Below are 15,990 nucleotides of genomic sequence, written 5' to 3'. Positions count from 1 at the left end.
ATCGTAATGAGCAGCATTCAACAGTTGCAAGGTACACTGAGTCAGCTGTCCGGCCAATTGGCGGCAGCGGAGCAGAGCGGCAGTATGGAGGAGGTCGGGGCGATAGCGGGCCAGCTGGGGCAGCTTCAGACTGCGCTTCAAAGCGCACAAGCGGGGCTTACGTCGGAAGCCTCCGAGTCAGCTAGGCAGGAGCTTGTCAATTGCCGCATGCTTCTGCATGGCATGATGAACGCCGTGGAGGCCATTCAAGCCCGGGCGGCCGAGCAGTACCGCCAGGTTCTTGGCGAGAACAAGGCCGCATTTGAACAGCTGGCTGATGCAGCCAAGCAAAGCGGTTACCCGGAAGCCTACCAGTACAGGCAAATATTCCAGCAAATGGCGGAGGTCAGCCAGCAGCTGCGTCAATTGGACGGCTCCATGCTGGATATGGGTTATCAAATGGAGCGGGGGGCGCAGACCGGGGGCAGCTTGAACGGAGCGATCCCGATTGAAGAGACGACCATGGATACTCATGACGGCTGGACGATTTAACCGGGAGCATGCTTAAAAGGCCAATGAGGGCGGACCCTGCCTTTGTAGCAGGAGGTAAGCTGCTGCGCGGACCATCCATCCCTGTTATACCGAAGCTTCAGACCCATTTTAGCGAGGGTTCTGCAGGCTTCTTTTTTGTGATTGAAAGAAATATCTTTTTTAATATATAATCAAGGAGAAAATATCCATAAATCAATAGGGAAATGGACTAGATAAAAGCCATTTGGAAAAGAGGGAGTTGCGATGGCGAGAGTAGGACCCAAACTGAATCAATCCAATACGCTGCTGATGATATCCAGCATCTATTCGTCACTGACCAAGACGGAGAAGAAGGTGGCCGATTACGTCAAGAGTTATCCGGAGGAGACGGTGCTGGCCACCGTTACGGACCTATCGGAAAAGGCGGGTGTCGGCGAAACCTCCGTCATCCGTTTCTGCAGAAAGCTGGGGTTTCGCGGGTTTCATGAGTTCAAGCTGTCCGTAGCTCAGGATTTGGTGGATCGTCCCCAGTCTGTGGTCGATACGGCCATCGATGAGCAGGATGACCTCATGACGGTAGCCCGCAAGCTTACGATGCAGCATGAAATTTTACTGAAAAACACGCTGGATCTCGTAAATGCCGATCATCTGAAAATGGCGGTCGATAAGCTGCTAGCCGCGAGTAAAGTGTATGTTTATGGGGTCGGATCTTCGGGCATTACGGCGCTGGACCTGCATTACCAGCTGATGCGTCTTGGCCTGAACGTCGAAGCGCACCGGGATGCTCATATCATCGCGATGTCGGCAGCTCTGTTGAAGAAGGGGGATCTGGTATTTGCCATCTCCACCTCCGGCAGCACACGCGATCTCGTGGATCCGGTGAAGGAAGCGAAGAAGAACGGGGCGGACGTCATTTGCCTGACAGGACACCTGAGATCGCCGATCGCAACCTATGCGGACACGGTGCTGCTTGTCTCTTCGCGGGAGATGCCGACTGAAGGCGGGGCGCTGGCAACCAAATTCATGCAGACGTATATGCTCAACCTCCTTACGACACTGCTGTCAATGAAGAAGGAGGACGCAATCGAATCACTCGAGAAAACGGCGAGATCGGTAGCCGATAAGCTGTACTAACATCTATCTGTACTAACGTTACTGTACTAACGGTCGTTCCCTTATTCCTAGACAGCAGGCAGCGAGGCGAATCGATTTTTGGATTATGAAAAGGGAGGTCTTTGCATCATGGAGTATGCAATTGGCGTTGATATCGGAGGAACTAAGGTGCAATTTGCGGTAGTCAACCGGCAGGGGGAAATCGTCAGCCGGTATCTTGTGCCTACCGAAGCGGATAAGGGAGCCGGGCAGCTGATGGATAAACTGCTGTCCGGCATCGACCGTATGATGAATGCTGCGCAGCAGCATGGGGAAGTCTGCGGCATCGGCATTGGCAGTGCAGGTCAGATCGATTACCAGGAAGGCGTTGTTTTGTATGCCGGCGATACCTTGCCCGGATGGACCGGTGTTCCGATTAAGCAGCTCGTGTCGAACCGGTTCGGCCATAAGGTGTATGTTGATAATGACGTGAATGTGATCGCTTTTGCCGAGAAGAGGTATGGTGCCGGCATCGGCTACAGCAATTTTGTTTGTTTGGCGCTGGGGACGGGAATCGGGGGAGCGGTTATGGAATCCGGCCGTCTTCTTCGAGGCGTCTTCGGAGGCGCAGGAGAGCTGGGGCATGTCTGCGTCGATGTGAACGGTCCACGCTGCAGCTGCGGCAATAACGGATGCATTGAGCTGTATGCCTCCGGCAGCGGAATTGCGAGGATAGGTCGGGAGATGCAGGAAAATGGAAGCGCTTTATATTCGTGGAAGCCTCAGTCGAGGGAAATTATTCATGCCTGGCTGCACAACGATGAGGGAGCTGCGCTCGTCATGACGAAGGTGATCCGCGCCCTTGGCGCAGCGATTGCGGGATATATCCATACCTTTAATCCTGAGGCAATTCTTATTGGCGGGTGGGTTGCGGAAGCGGGACCGCGCTTTTTCGCGGAGCTGGAACAGGAAGTGGACGTTCGGACTTCTTCGTATATGCGCAAGTGCTGCCGGATTATTCCTGCGGGTCTGGGAGTTGATGCAGGCGTGATAGGGGCAGCGGCTCTGGTATGGAATCATAACGATGAAGGGGAATTAATTTACGTAATTTAGGAGAATAATTCCTCCATTATTAAAATAATTTAAGGAATACATTTTATTTCTATTACATCAAAAGATACGAAAAACCATTGGATACACAAGGATTTTCTCCGAAATCTTGCTGGGTCAATGAGTTAAAGCGCATACAATGCTCAGAAAATAAGGATTGACTAAAGAAAATATATCCATTATTTTTCTTTTAGGAGGATATTTCCTCCAAAAATTATTTTTCTGGAATCCAGAACATGTTGGAGGGTGAGTCATTTGAAGAAGAACTATAGAAAGAGGTTGTTTCACGCCACGCTGCTGCTGGTACTGGCCTTTTCGGTTGTGCTATGCGCTTGTTCCGGTTCGAAGGAAGGTGGTCCGGGCAAGGGCGGAAAGGTTGAAATCCAGCTGTGGAGCTCGGCAACCGGAGACGGTGCGAAGCCGATTGAAGCGGCTATAGCCAAATTCAATGAAAGCCAGGACGACATCGTTGTAAAGACACTCAGCAATCAGGATCACCAGAAGCAGTTGACCGCGATTTCAGGCGGCAATGCCCCCGACATCATCATTACGCAGTGGAACAACATCGGCCCGTGGTCGGAAGCCGGAGCCGTTAAATCATTGGAGGAATTCATTAAACGGGACGGTTACGACACCGGCCAGATTATCCCGGCTGCGCTGGAGCGCATGAAGGTTGACGATGAAATTTATGGGCTTCCGATCTCCATGAGTATGGCGAATAAATTGTTCTATAACAAAGAAGTGTTTGAGGAGGCAGGCCTTACCTCGCCGCCTGAAACGCTGGAGGAATTGTTCGAATACTCGAAGCGGCTGACCAAGAAGGACGACAAAGGCAATATTACGCAAATGGGCTTTATTCCGGATTATCCTTGGATCGATAACGTGTTCTGGCCCATCATATTTAATGGCTCCTGGGTGGACGAAAGCGGGAAGCTGACCGCTAACCAGGAAGCAAACGTTAATGCGATCGACTACCAGATGAGTTACTACAAGGAATTTGGGCAGGAAAGCATCGATAAATTCAAATCGGGCATGGGCGGACTCCAAACCCCGCAGGATCCGATTCTGACCGGCAAGCTGGCCATGATCATCGGCTGGGAGAACTGGTATGTGGACGACCGGGGTGAAGGCAAGGATGTCGGTGTCGCACCGTTCCCTTATCCGGCGGCCAACCCTGAGCTTAAAGGCTCCGGAATGGTAAGCCCGATTGCGATGTTCATTCCTTCCAAAGCGAAGCATCAGGAGGAAGCGTGGAAGGTGCTGCAGTATTTGCTCAGCGAGGACGTGCAGATTCAATACAGCATCGATTTCGGCTCGATCCCGGTTTTGACCAAGGCGCTGGATAATCCGAAGCTGACGCAGAATGAAGAGACGAAGGTGCTGTGGGAATATTATGAAAGCGCTAAAAGTCCGAATTTGAAAGGCTTCCCGAACAGCATTTACATTAATGAATACCTGCAAACCTTGAATGAAGAGACGGAGAAGGCGCTGAAGGGCCAACTTACCGCCCAGGAAGCCATGGATAATGTTGTGAACAAGATGCAGCCGATTGCGGACAAATACAAAAAATAACATGGCAATTTGCCTGCAGGATACCGGGGGAGAAGGATGGTAGATGGAACCTTAGCTCCCGGCATTCCCGGCATGCTTTGCAAGGGTTATTAGGAGGTGAACCCCCGCATGGATCGTTTAAAGCTCCATAGCGGTATCAAGAGCAGGGAGAGAAAGCGGCTGTTCATCGGCCTCATGTTTCTGAGTCCATGGATTTTCGGCTTCCTGGTATTCCAGCTCTATCCCATCATCATGTCGCTATATTACAGCTTTACGGAATATAACATGTTTAACCCGCCGCAATGGATCGGTCTGGACAATTACAACGAGATGTTCCGGGACGATAAAATGTTCTCTTCGCTGTACAATACGGTATTCATGGCATTGTTCGGTTTTTTTTCCGCAGCTGGTGTACGCGCTTGTAATCGCACTGCTGCTGAACCAAAGCGTAAAAGGGCTGTCTTTATACCGCACCGTTTATTTTCTCCCGACACTGGTTCCGGCCGTCGCAGGTTCTCTTCTGTGGATATGGCTGCTGAACGCGCAGTACGGTCTGGTGAATCAAATGCTCGGCGCCATTGGGCTGCCTGAACCGAACTGGCTCATGGACGAGAATTGGACGAAGCCTTCCCTGATATTAATGGGCTTCTGGGGAACGGGGACGATTACGATCATGTATCTGGCCGCCCTTCAAGAGGTGCCGAAAATGTACTATGAAGCCGCTTCGATCGACGGAGCGAACAAGTGGCACAAGTTTTGGCACATTACGCTGCCGGCAATATCTCCGATGACCTTTTTCCAGCTCATTATGGGACTTATCGGCTCATTTCAATATTTTTCACAAGGATATGTGTTCGCGGATTCCAGCAGCCAAGCCATCGGCGGCCCGGGGAATTCGATTCTGTTCTATGCGATTTATCTGTTCCAGAATGCGTTCATGTACCTGAAAATGGGCTATGCCTCCGCAATGGCGTGGATTCTGTTCATCATCGTGCTGCTGCTGACCCTGCTGATCTTCAAATCATCGAGCAAATGGGTCTTCTATGGAGGTGAAAAATAATGAATGCGTCGATCCTGGGCAGAAGGCTTCTCACCCATCTGATCCTGATTTTGGTCGGCTTGATGTTCCTGGCGCCATTCGCCTGGCTGCTGCTGACAACGTTCAAGACGGAGGATGAGATCTTTGTCATCCCTGTGCAATGGTTCCCTTCGGAATGGATCTGGGATAACTACCGCAATGCGGTTCAGATGATCCCGTTCATTAAATACACCTGGAACACTATCGTTATTGCCCTGTTGAGCGTTGCGGGCGTGGTCATCCTTTCGCCGCTCGTCGCTTACGGCTTCTCGAGAATCGATTTCAAGGGACGGAACGTACTGTTCATCATTATGCTCAGTACGCTGATGCTTCCGATGCAGGTGACGATGATTCCGCTGTATGTCGTGTTTAACAAGGCGAACCTGCTGAATTCCAACTGGCCGCTCGTCCTTAGCGCATGGTTTGGAACGGGGATGGCATTTAACGTGTTTTTGATTCGGCAGTTTTTTAACGGGATTCCGATCGAGCTGACGGAATCGGCCAAGATCGATGGCGCATCGGAATTTCGCATCTATTCCCAAATTATTCTGCCGCTGGCGAAGCCGGCGCTGCTCACGATTGGTTTGTTTACGTTTTTGGGAGCATGGGGCGATTTTCAAGGCGCGCTGATTTATTTGAACGACCAGGAGACATGGACGCTCTCCATCGGACTGAAGCAGTTCATCCGGGAAAATTCAGTGGCATGGGGGCCTCTGATGGCGGCAGCAACGCTGTTCACGGTCCCGATCATCATCCTCTACTTCTTCGTGCAGAAGAAATTCATCGAGGGGATTACGATTACAGGCATGAAATAACCGAAAAATAGGCTGCGGAGGGCTGTCATACTAAAACAGATTTAGGAGCTAACTTATGAGGCGGATGATTACAGAAAGAGGATTAGTCGTATCTTGTCAGGCTTATGAAGGTGAGCCGCTCTTCGGTCCCCATCATATGGCGGAGATGGCCAAAGCGGCCGTGCTGGGAGGGGCCATCGGCATTCGGGCGAACGGAACGGCCGACATCGCGGCGATCAAGGCTGTCGTGAATGTGCCGGTGATCGGTTTGTTGAAACGGCGGGTGGGAGACTGCCCCGTATATATTACGCCGACATTGGAGGATGCATGCGCCGTCCATGCCGCGGGTGCGGACATTGTGGCCATTGACGGGACGCGCAGGCTGCGGCCGGACGGGACAACGATTCGGCAGGTCGTAGAGGAACTGACTCGCCTTGGGGTGTGCGTCATGGCGGATGTATCTACCTTGGAGGAGGGGCTGCATGCGGCAGAGCTTGGTGTTCAATATATTTCGACGACGCTGTCGGGTTATACCCCGTACAGCCCCGGAACGAATAAACCGGACATCGAGCTTGTTCGGTGTCTCGCACAGGAAACCAGGCTGCCGGTCGTTGCCGAAGGAAGGTTCACGAGCTCGGAGCAGATGATTCAGGCATTGAACGCAGGAGCTCAATTCGTGGTGGTGGGCAGCGCGATCACCCGCCCGCAGGATATTACCGAGCGCTATCGGAAAGCGATTGAGGACAAGGTTGTATTGAATAGCTAGAAGGGGGTGATCAACGAAGAGGGGATGTGCATTTATTCCGGAAGAACAATACATGTTGAAGGGGTGAGATCATGAAACGGCTCGGATACGGGAGCAGCGAGTTCTGAGCAAGCTGGCGATCCTAGAGCAGGTTCCACCAAGAAATGGGTGGATAGGCAGCAGCTGCAGTATCTTATGAAGTTGGTCGCAAGCTTAGAAGGAAGAAAGATGACTAATAAGGAGGATGATGATATGAAATCGTCTAGAAAACGGATATCCTTGGTTCTGGCACTCCTGATGATGTTTTCGCTCGTCCCGGCCGCCTATGCGGATGAAGCGAAAGCGGAGGCGCGGAATTTGGCCAGGGATGCGGTCTACATGTGGTCGGAAGCGCCGGAGAGCGCTTATCCCGACCCAGGGAACAAGCTGAATGACGGCGTCTTCGGGACGCGTAACGTGCTGGATCCGGCCTGGGTCGGGCATTTACGGAAGAAGACGCGGGAGGTCGTATTTGATCTCGGCGAGCCGAAATCCATCTCCGGCATTAAAGCGCATTTTCTGCAGGATTGGCCCGGGTCTGCCGTCCTGTTCCCGCTGACCGTTTCGATGTACGTATCGGATGATAATGTTCATTGGGCAACCTTGACCCATAAAGCGACCCAAACGCTATGGATCGACGGACCTCCGGTCGACGAAACCTATGCCTGGGATGCAGGCGCGGACGGCGTGCCTGGCGCGGAGGATGCAAGTCACGCCTACGCACGTTATGTTAAGGTAACGTTCACGATGCATACGAGAGCATGGACCTTCATCGACGAGATCGAAATTACAGGCACCGACGGCCAGTCGAAAGGCGCGGTCCGGGTTCCGCCGGAGGAATTCAAGATGCTGGCGCCGGGCGAAGCCACGGCGGGCATACGGGATTTGTCCCTGCTGTATAACGGGCATTACGCCAATGGAGACGGAGACTGGAGCAAAGAGGACATCATTCCGCAGATCAGTTATGTGAATCAGGATGGCGAGCCGGTCGACTGGTTCTTCGACGGCGTTCTGGTTCTCGGATTGCTGTCGCCGGACGGCAGAGATTTCGGAGGCGGCTCGAATCTGAAGGATTGGAACTGGTATCTTGATAAAACATTTGCTGCGGACGGCGATATGTTCCAGCTCAATGAGGCTACCAAGGAAGCGGGCACCAAGCTCGGCGATCCGGACCACAAAACGAAGGTCGTCGTCATGATTCCCGACCCGGGCGAATACGTAACGGACTTCGGCGATGTGGACGGGGACGGCAAATCCGAGAATTTCAATGCCGGCAGCGTGGGCGAGCAGCAGGCCATGGCCAACAGGCAGAAGGCTGTCCGGTGGTGGATGGATGAAGTGCTTAAGCGTTGGGAGAGCAGCGGATATAGCCACCTGGAGCTTGCCGGGTTGTATTGGCTGTCCGAACAGGTAAGCACGAGCGCTTCGGGACCGGATATGCTGAAATACGTTAACGGCGAAATCCATGCCGAAGGCTTGAAGTCGTTCTGGATTCCTCACTTTCTGGCTTACAAAAGCTATATGTGGAAAGAAGTCGGGTTTGATGCGGTGGCATTCCAGCCGAACTACTTCTTCGAAGAGATGAGCAGCGAACGTCTGGACGATGCGGCCTATACGGCCGAACGGTTCGGAATGGGCGTCGAGATCGAATTCGATGGGCGGATGCTCACGGATCCGGTATTCCGCCAGCGTTACAAGGAGTATCTGGATGGCGGCGTGAAATACGGGTACATGACGGATACGTTCAAAGCCTACTACAAAGGCTCCGGACCGGTGTTGGGCACAGCCGCGGCCAGCGAGGATCCTGAGATCCGGATTATGTACGATTGGTTGTATCAATTCGTGAAGGGAACATATCAGTTGGATAATACCGGCACCGTTCATATGAAAGAGCTGGTGAATCAGCTGGAAAAGGGCGGACAATTCAAAAGCCACGGGGCGGCCCGCTCTCTGACGGCGCATTGGGATTCGGTCGTTCGTTTTGAGGAGCAAGGGAACAAGGAACAGGCCTCCGGCCATTTGGACCGTTTCCTTGAGCTGCTGGAGCAGCATAAGCAGAATGGGCTGGTATCCGGCAAAGCCTATCCGTTGTTGAAAGCAAACGCCGATTATGTGGCTAAACGGCTGCGGTAAGCGCATATAAGGATACTGACAGGGGAACCCGAGGGATTTCAAATTCCAAGGGTTCCTTTTTTTGTTCAATGGAAATGATTTATTTAAAAAAGCACCGTTGGATTTAGCGGACGAACCGGCGGGACCAATACTTCTAATTCTGAAGCAGGCTCGTTTGCAGCAGGTCGAGATACTTCTCGACAGCCTCGCGGTTCATTCGATAGTAGATGCGGTTCGCTTGCTTCTCGATTTGCACGAAGCCTTGCTGGATTAAGGCGTTCATATGGTGGGAGATCGTTGCGGTCGACAGGCCCAACTGCTCGGCAAGCTCCGAGCCGTAAGCCGGCTGACGCCGAATGTACTTTAGAATGGCGAATTTGCTCGGGTCGCTGAGCATTTTCAGCGTTCGGCAAATCTCCTCGTCGGATACCGACTGCCGGACGATCTCCTCCAGCGTTTCAAACAGGACGCCGATGTACAGCGTTTCGGCCTCTGCTGTACCGGTATGGCTGAGGTATGTAACCATATTAAAGCCGATGACTTGCGGAACGATATGGACCTGTTTATCATCCAGCAGTTTGATTTGAAGCTTGCTGTTCAAGCGCTCGATGGGCTTCGAGGCGACCAGTTCCCGGTAACGGGCCTCAAAGCCTTCAAGCAGCGGCGAAACGATGTCCAGCTTTTCGCGGTATAACGAAGCCGCCCGATTCAAGATGGGAAGCAGCTCTTGCATGTACGCGTCGTAATTTTGGTAGAGCAGGCTCAGGAGCCATTTCTCCTGCACGTCCACATCGAATGAATCGATCCAATTGATAAGGTCGGCATCGTTTTGCACAACGAGGTCGGTGGAGCCGTCCAACTCGCCCGCAAACCAATGCTTGAGGTGTTGGGTATATTGCTGGAGCCGTTGTTCCTTCGGCATGGGTACGAGCGGCTTGAAGTCCGCGTCGGGGGCCTCGGGATGAGGCATATACGCATGCAGCGAGGAATGCAGGAGCATTCGGGCGCAGCACCACTTCTCATGACCCTGGCTCCTGAAGAAGAAGGCCAGACGTTCCTCATCGGCGTTAACGCCGTTATACACGTATTCGCCAAGCTCAATGATAGGTTCGAAGGCTTGCAGCAGTTCAGGGGTATCCAGGCGGTATTTATCCTGAAGCCCGCACAAGACCGCTCTCGTGTCTTCGTTATTCGCATATCGGCAGAGCAATTCTAAGCATTCGAAGAGAATATTCGGCTGTGAATATACCGCGACTTTCATAGGGAAATACTCCTTTACAGCTGTCGTAATGTCTTTATGAAGAGCATACCAACAAACAGCAGGATTGTAAAAATCCCTGTAATCCCGAAGAGCTGTAGCAGGTTCAATTCCGTCATGACGGCCGCAATCAGCATGGATCCGAGCGGGATCGTTACGCTTGCGATCGCGTTGAAAATCGCGCCGACGCGCGATAAATACGCCTCTTCGATATGCTCCATAAAGGATACGCCGATCACCGTTTCGACGAAGGAAGCGAAAAAGCCGAATACAAGCATGGTAATGATGAGTAAGGTATAGACGAACACGCGCTGGTCCGCATATGCAGCGATCCAGACCCAAATGAGATAACAGGCCCCGATTACGACTCCACCCGAGATGAACAGGATGCGGGACGACAATGTTTTACGCAGATAAGGGAACAGAATCGCGCCCAAACCAAGGCCGATCGTCGAAGAGATGCCGGCTGTGGACATTCCGTTCGCGGATAAACCGAGGGAGTCGGTCGTATAGGGAGCCATCATGGAATTGATCGGGATCAAGAAAATGCCGATGGCGCCTCCCAGCAGGCATATCGTAAATACGGTGCGGGTCTTGCTCAGGTAATCGAAGCCTTCTTTGAGCGTATGCATATAACCTATCATATCCAGCTTGAGCCTGCCGCTAATCGATGTTTCTTTACTGTCGATTCCCAGGATGAGAGCAGCCGAAATGATGAAGGTGGCAGCGTCGATCAGAATGGCGGTCCCAAGGCCGAACATTCCGATGATCGCGGCAGCGGAGCCGAGGCCGATCAGCTCCATCATTTTTTTGAGCGTCGTATTGAAGGCGATGCCGTGCGGGTACATGGATTTCTGAAGCAGCCGGGGGATGATGGCGAGCCCTGCCGGGATGCGCAGGGATTCCAGAGTCGAATTCATGAAGGTGAGCAGGAGGAGAAGCCAGGGCTGCAGCAGACCAAGCATGAACAGGATGGCCGTCGCTGCCACTGCAAGGCCGCGCCCGATGTCGGCAGCCGCCATGACATACCGCTTGTTCATTCCCTCGACGATCGCACCGGCAAAGGGCTGGAACAGAATGGACGGCAGTGCGTTGACTCCGAAGATGACAGCAACCCAGGAAGCGGAGCCCGTAAGCTGATAGACCATGAGGGAAAATGCGATCATGTCGATGGAGTCGCCGTAACGGTTGACGGCATTGGCGGCCATTAGCTTCATGTACTCTCTTTGGGTTAGTAAATCCCGGTACCGATGTGCTTTTGCTCTTCTTTGCTCTTGTAAGACCATGATCTAACCTCCTTTATAGATATAAATAAAACATAATGGTTAGATGATCGTCAATATAAATGTTAGACAAAAATAAAACCTTCGACTTCGATGCATATAAAAAAGAGAAGCCGTGCACATGGGCACGGCTCCTCTTATATAGGGACGATCTCTCGCCTATTTCCGCATTTCCCGCCATTGTCGTATCGCATTATGCAAACGTGACATGGCTTCCTCAACCGTAGCCCGGGTGCAGGCTACATTCATACGCATGAAGCCCTCGCCATCCTTGCCGAAGGTCGCCCCGCTGTTTAATCCCAGCTTCGCCTCTTCGACGAGGAAGCGGTTCAGCTTGTCATGCTCTATCCCGAGCGAACGGAAGTCGATCCACAGGAGGTATGTAGCTTCGGGCAGGGTCACACTCAGCTCCGGCAGATGCTCGCGGATATAATTCGCAACGAGCTCCATGTTCCCGCGAATATAAACCAGCAGCTCGTCCAGCCATGGCCCTCCTTCGCGGTATGCAGCTTCCGTGGCCACTGCTCCGAGCGGCGTAATGGAGCCGATGTGATACCGGTTCAGCACTTTCCGGAAGGTCCGGCGAAGCTGCTCATTAGGAATGATCATGTTGGCTGTGTTCATCCCTGCGATATTGAAGGTTTTGCTCGGCGCAGTACAAATGATCGAGCGAGATGCCGCGTCGTCGGACAAGGCGGCGAACGGCGTATGGCTGCCCTGCTCAAAGATGAGGTCGGCGTGAATTTCGTCGGATACGACAAGCACGTCGTACTGCCGGCACAGATCGGCCAGACGCTCAAGCTCTTCGCGTCTCCACACCCGTCCGACCGGGTTGTGCGGACTGCACAGAATCAGCATTTTTACACGGCCGCCGGCAAGGCTCTTCTCCAGATCCTCGAAATCCATTGCATAGTCCCCGTCCTCCCCGCGAATAAGCGGGTTAAGCACAAGCTCCCGCTCTTGGTCCTTGACCACGCTATGAAACGGAGGATATACCGGCGTCTGAATGACAACCTGATCTCCCGGCTCCGTAAATGCGTCCACGATCAGGCTCAGCGCGGGCACCACGCCGGGGCAGAACTGGATCCAATCCTTTTGAATGCTCCAGCCGTGACGGCTTTGCATCCATTCCGCAATAGCCTCCTGGTACGACTCCGTCGGGAAGGTGTAACCGAACACCCCATGCTCTACCCGGCGGTGAAGAGCCTCCAGCACGGCAGGCGGGGCTGCAAAATCCATATCCGCAACCCACATCGGAAGAGCGTCAGGCACGCCGAATACAGCGGGAACGTTATCCCACTTGTGACAAGCGGTGCAGCTTCGGTCAATGGTCAAATCAAAATTCATATGTCATTTCCTCCTAAGCAAAAATGGAATTAGGCTATCGTTTTGGCCAGGGATATCAAGCCAGTAATGGTAATTACATTTAGTATGGTCGAGATGAGCACCGTTTGTGCAGCAAAGTCCGGCTCGTTCTGATATTCTTCCGCGAGAATGGACGAATTGACGCCGACCGGCATCCCCGAGGCGATGATGAGCGCCTGGGCCGGAATTCCCTTAAGTCCGAGCAGGAGGACAAGCGCAATCCCGATGGCGGGTGCAACGAGCAGGCGAAGCAGGACGCTCAAATAGACGTCGAGCCGGCGCAGCCGGAGCGGATATTTGATAATTTGCGCACCGAGCGTCAGCAGGGCGATGGCGACCATCGATTGGTCGGCATAGATCAGCGGCTGCGAGATAAATACGGGCAGCGGCAGGTCCAGCGCATGCAGCGCAATCCCGAGAACAAGCGCGTAAGGGACGGGCATTTTCAGAAATCCGATAATGGCTTGCTTATAGAGGCCGTTCGTCTTGGCGCCCTGAATGGAAATGACGCCGTAGGTGAACGTCAGCAGACTCTGAAAGGACATGATCAGCGCCTGGACCGAGGTTGCCATCGGATCGCCCTTGAAGGCCAAGTTGTTGATCGGAAGGCCATAGTTGCCGGAGTTGTCGAGAATTAGGCTGTTGGTGAACGCGGCCTTCATGCCGCGGTTGAACTTCCGCTGCCGAGCAACCAGCATGCTGATCCCATACAGGACGGCGATATAGAGGGCGTAGAACAAGGCGACCGTCCCCAGGAGCTGGGGCGACATCTCGGACTCGTACATGCTCATGAACACGGCAGCGGGCGTGATGTAATAAAAATTGATTTTGGCGAGTGTGTACAAATCCAGCTTGAATGCATACTGCATCGTTACGCCGAAGCCGATCAGCACGAAGATCGGGAGTACCACTTCCAATAAAATGTCGGCGATCATGCTGTTGTCATCTTCTTTCCCCGTAAATGTAGCTGAAGGTGAATGCCCTCATTGAATGATAAATGCCTTGTCATTATATCATGGCATCGCGAGGTTGACACGAGAGAACCGCGAAGAGGGCTGCATAACCGGGCGTACTTCGGGAAAAGGCCCGTCCTGGTATGTATCGGTATCGAGGGAAACTTGGATCAGGGCAATACTGGATGCTTCATTTATCGTCGTTGTGTCGCGGTAGAACACGCAACGGATGGTACCGTTGCCATGCCCAGGCATGGTCCGACAAAAAAACCTCGGTGTGGATCACAGACGCGAGCTGATCGTCCAAGACGAGATGAAGGAAAGGCCGACTGACCGAAGCCAGGGCAGCTGCGTTTGAGCGCAAACAAAGGGTACCGCTGGTTAGTGCATTCGCGCGGTTAAAGCACAACAAAACGGGTGCCCCGCTGCAGGCGGGCACCCGTTTGGATGAGCTTCGTGAGAGAAGCGGCTTTTTACTGCGGATTCGTTGTCCAGATGCCGGCGGTTTTGACAAACACGCGCTGCGGCAGCTTCAATGCGGCCAGTACAAGCTCGGCCACATCCTCCGGCTGCAGCATACGGTCCTCATCGCCGATCTTCAGCCCGGCATTGACCGCAAGCTCCGTGTTGACGGTGCTTGGCGTCAGGGCGGTGACGCGGATGTTATGCTTTCGTACCTCCTGCAGTACGGCCTCCGTCAGGCCCATGACGGCGAATTTGGAGGCGTTATAGGCCGAGCCGGTCGCAAAGCCCCGCTCTCCGGCCGTGGAAGAGATGTTGATTACGTCTCCCTGACTGCGCTCGATCATGCCTGGAAGCGCGGCGCGGAGCATATGGTAGGTTCCCATCAGATTGACGTCCACGATCCGCTTCCATGCCTCCGGCTCCATCTCCAGCAGGTTGCCGAACTGGGCAATGCCCGCGTTGTTAATCAGAATGTCGACGGAGCCAAGCTCCATGCTTACCGCTGCAAACGCCGCTTCCGCTTCCTCTTGCACCGAAATGTCGGCGACGGCAGCGACAGCTTTTACGCCATACTGCTCTGCGATCAGCGCGCTCAGCGATTCCAGATCCGAGGCGGTGCGGGCTACAAGTCCGACATGTACGCCTTCCTTCGCGAGGGCGATGGCCAGCGCGCGGCCGATGCCTTTGCCTGCGCCGGTAATCAAGGCTGTTTTATTTTTCAGGGTCATGAAACACTCACTCCTTTATTTTGAATAACTTCATATGGTTTCGTTGATCAGTATACCTCGTCAGGCCCTCCTGCGCCAAATGCCGGCAGGTCCATTTGTCCGCACAAGTCCCTTTTAGGGACGTGCACGGCTGCCGGCAGCTCCATATCGCCCGCACAAGTCCCTTTTGGGGACTTGCTCGGGCACTGGAGCTCCATATCGCCGGCACAAGTCCCTTTTAGGGACTTGCTTGGCGCTCGGAGCTCCATATCGCCGGCATAAGTCCCTTTTAGGGACGTGCACGGCTGCCGGAGCTCCATATCGCCGGCACAAGTCCCTTTTAGGGACGTGCACGGCTGCCGGAGCTCCATTTCACCGGCACAAGTCCCTTTTGGGGACTTGCTCGGGCACTGGGGCTCCATATCGCCGGCACAAGTCCCTTTTAGGGACGTGCACGGCTGCCGGAGCTCCATATCGCCGGCACAAGTCCCTTTTAGGGACGTGCACGGCTGCCGGAGCTCCATATCGCCCGCACAAGTCCCTTTTAGGGACGTGCACGGCCCCCGGAGCTCCAATTCACCCGCACAAGTCCCTTTTAGAGACTTGCACGGCTGCCGGAGCTCCATATCGCCCGCACAAGTCCCTTTTGGGGACGTGCACGGCTGCCGGAGCTCCATATCGCCCGCACAAGTCCCTTTTGGGGACTTGCTCGGGCACTGGAGCTCCATTTCACCGGCACAAGTCCTTTTTAGGGACTTGCTTGGCGCTCGGAGCTCCAATTCGCCGGCACAAGTCCCTTTTAGGGACGTGCACGGCCCCCGGAGCTCCATTTCACTCGCACAAGTCCCTTTTAGAGACTTGCTGCGATCGCTTAAAGAAGGATCTGATATAATCATAACCAGACTACGGGAGGGATAACTCCATCCTG

At 53.6% G+C, this 15,990-nt stretch carries 13 protein-coding genes and 1 pseudogene; 8 read left to right on the top strand and 6 right to left on the bottom strand.

Translation table 11 applies throughout. The features are described 5' to 3' along the window. Window positions 1-6 precede the first annotated feature (6 nt). The 8 genes and pseudogenes from NSQ46_RS22970 to NSQ46_RS22935 all read left to right on the top strand — a co-directional run bounded on the left by NSQ46_RS22970 (window position 7) and on the right by NSQ46_RS22935 (window position 9,052). Entirely contained in the window at window positions 7-531 is a 525-nt protein-coding gene (locus NSQ46_RS22970) for a hypothetical protein (protein ID WP_213616011.1), read from the top strand. 243 nt (window positions 532-774) lie between these two features. After that, a complete protein-coding gene (locus NSQ46_RS22965) occupies window positions 775-1,644 on the top strand; it encodes a MurR/RpiR family transcriptional regulator (protein WP_213616013.1) in 870 nt (289 codons plus the stop codon). A 108-nt stretch (window positions 1,645-1,752) separates the two neighbouring features. Continuing rightward, window positions 1,753-2,715 (top strand): ROK family protein, encoded by a 963-nt coding sequence (locus NSQ46_RS22960; RefSeq protein WP_342574801.1) that lies wholly within the window; start codon window positions 1,753-1,755, stop codon window positions 2,713-2,715. Between the two features lie 252 nt (window positions 2,716-2,967). Further along, window positions 2,968-4,284 (top strand): ABC transporter substrate-binding protein, encoded by a 1,317-nt coding sequence (locus NSQ46_RS22955; protein WP_342574799.1) that lies wholly within the window; start codon window positions 2,968-2,970, stop codon window positions 4,282-4,284. 108 nt (window positions 4,285-4,392) lie between these two features. After that, window positions 4,393-5,323, top strand: a pseudogene (locus NSQ46_RS22950) (sugar ABC transporter permease). After that, entirely contained in the window at window positions 5,323-6,156 is an 834-nt protein-coding gene (locus NSQ46_RS22945) for a carbohydrate ABC transporter permease (RefSeq protein ID WP_007130841.1), read from the top strand. The pseudogene NSQ46_RS22950 and the gene NSQ46_RS22945 overlap by 1 nt, the downstream one beginning before the upstream one ends. 55 nt (window positions 6,157-6,211) lie before the next feature. After that, window positions 6,212-6,901 carry an N-acetylmannosamine-6-phosphate 2-epimerase gene (locus NSQ46_RS22940; protein WP_007130840.1) on the top strand — a complete coding sequence of 230 codons (690 nt, stop codon included), beginning with the start codon at window positions 6,212-6,214 and terminating at the stop codon, window positions 6,899-6,901. Window positions 6,902-7,132: 231 nt separating this feature from the next. Next, a complete protein-coding gene (locus NSQ46_RS22935) occupies window positions 7,133-9,052 on the top strand; it encodes a DUF4855 domain-containing protein (RefSeq protein ID WP_028406334.1) in 1,920 nt (639 codons plus the stop codon). Between the two features lie 133 nt (window positions 9,053-9,185). Here the strand turns inward: NSQ46_RS22935 and NSQ46_RS22930 are convergent, their stop codons facing one another. The 6 genes from NSQ46_RS22930 to NSQ46_RS22905 all read right to left on the bottom strand — a co-directional run bounded on the left by NSQ46_RS22930 (window position 9,186) and on the right by NSQ46_RS22905 (window position 15,958). Continuing rightward, window positions 9,186-10,292, bottom strand: a complete 1,107-nt coding sequence (locus NSQ46_RS22930; RefSeq protein WP_341341638.1) for a metalloregulator ArsR/SmtB family transcription factor — start codon at window positions 10,290-10,292, stop codon at window positions 9,186-9,188. Between the two features lie 14 nt (window positions 10,293-10,306). Beyond that, a complete protein-coding gene (locus NSQ46_RS22925; RefSeq protein WP_213616019.1) occupies window positions 10,307-11,575 on the bottom strand; it encodes an MFS transporter in 1,269 nt (422 codons plus the stop codon). Between the two features lie 156 nt (window positions 11,576-11,731). Next, the gene (locus NSQ46_RS22920) at window positions 11,732-12,919 is read right to left on the bottom strand and encodes a PatB family C-S lyase (RefSeq protein ID WP_213616021.1); all 1,188 of its coding nucleotides are present in this window, start codon (window positions 12,917-12,919) and stop codon (window positions 11,732-11,734) included. Window positions 12,920-12,948: 29 nt separating this feature from the next. Further along, on the bottom strand, window positions 12,949-13,872 hold the full coding sequence (locus NSQ46_RS22915; RefSeq protein ID WP_007130835.1) for an AEC family transporter: 924 nt from the start codon (window positions 13,870-13,872) through the stop codon (window positions 12,949-12,951). A 491-nt stretch (window positions 13,873-14,363) separates the two neighbouring features. Further along, on the bottom strand, window positions 14,364-15,083 hold the full coding sequence (locus NSQ46_RS22910; RefSeq protein ID WP_007130834.1) for a 3-ketoacyl-ACP reductase: 720 nt from the start codon (window positions 15,081-15,083) through the stop codon (window positions 14,364-14,366). A 47-nt stretch (window positions 15,084-15,130) separates the two neighbouring features. Next, entirely contained in the window at window positions 15,131-15,958 is an 828-nt protein-coding gene (locus tag NSQ46_RS22905) for a hypothetical protein (protein WP_342574796.1), read from the bottom strand. Window positions 15,959-15,990 lie beyond the last annotated feature (32 nt).

Source organism: Paenibacillus sp. FSL M8-0142 (assembly GCF_038597315.1).
GTDB classification, from domain to species: Bacteria; Bacillota; Bacilli; order Paenibacillales; family Paenibacillaceae; genus Paenibacillus_AQ; species Paenibacillus_AQ lactis.
Note: the sequence above shows the minus strand (reverse complement) of the source record. Positions and strands in the feature narration are given on the sequence as shown.

Coding starts and splice junctions, on each gene's coding strand:
- NSQ46_RS22925 (WP_213616019.1), bottom strand. CDS start 11,575: ATGGTCTTACAAGAGCAAAGAAGAGCAAAAGCACATCGGTACCGGGAT.
- NSQ46_RS22915 (WP_007130835.1), bottom strand. CDS start 13,872: ATGATCGCCGACATTTTATTGGAAGTGGTACTCCCGATCTTCGTGCTG.
- NSQ46_RS22930 (WP_341341638.1), bottom strand. CDS start 10,292: ATGAAAGTCGCGGTATATTCACAGCCGAATATTCTCTTCGAATGCTTA.
- NSQ46_RS22905 (WP_342574796.1), bottom strand. CDS start 15,958: ATGATTATATCAGATCCTTCTTTAAGCGATCGCAGCAAGTCTCTAAAA.
- NSQ46_RS22935 (WP_028406334.1), top strand. CDS start 7,133: ATGAAATCGTCTAGAAAACGGATATCCTTGGTTCTGGCACTCCTGATG.
- NSQ46_RS22910 (WP_007130834.1), bottom strand. CDS start 15,083: ATGACCCTGAAAAATAAAACAGCCTTGATTACCGGCGCAGGCAAAGGC.
- NSQ46_RS22945 (WP_007130841.1), top strand. CDS start 5,323: ATGAATGCGTCGATCCTGGGCAGAAGGCTTCTCACCCATCTGATCCTG.
- NSQ46_RS22960 (WP_342574801.1), top strand. CDS start 1,753: ATGGAGTATGCAATTGGCGTTGATATCGGAGGAACTAAGGTGCAATTT.
- NSQ46_RS22965 (WP_213616013.1), top strand. CDS start 775: ATGGCGAGAGTAGGACCCAAACTGAATCAATCCAATACGCTGCTGATG.
- NSQ46_RS22920 (WP_213616021.1), bottom strand. CDS start 12,919: ATGAATTTTGATTTGACCATTGACCGAAGCTGCACCGCTTGTCACAAG.
- NSQ46_RS22970 (WP_213616011.1), top strand. CDS start 7: ATGAGCAGCATTCAACAGTTGCAAGGTACACTGAGTCAGCTGTCCGGC.
- NSQ46_RS22940 (WP_007130840.1), top strand. CDS start 6,212: ATGAGGCGGATGATTACAGAAAGAGGATTAGTCGTATCTTGTCAGGCT.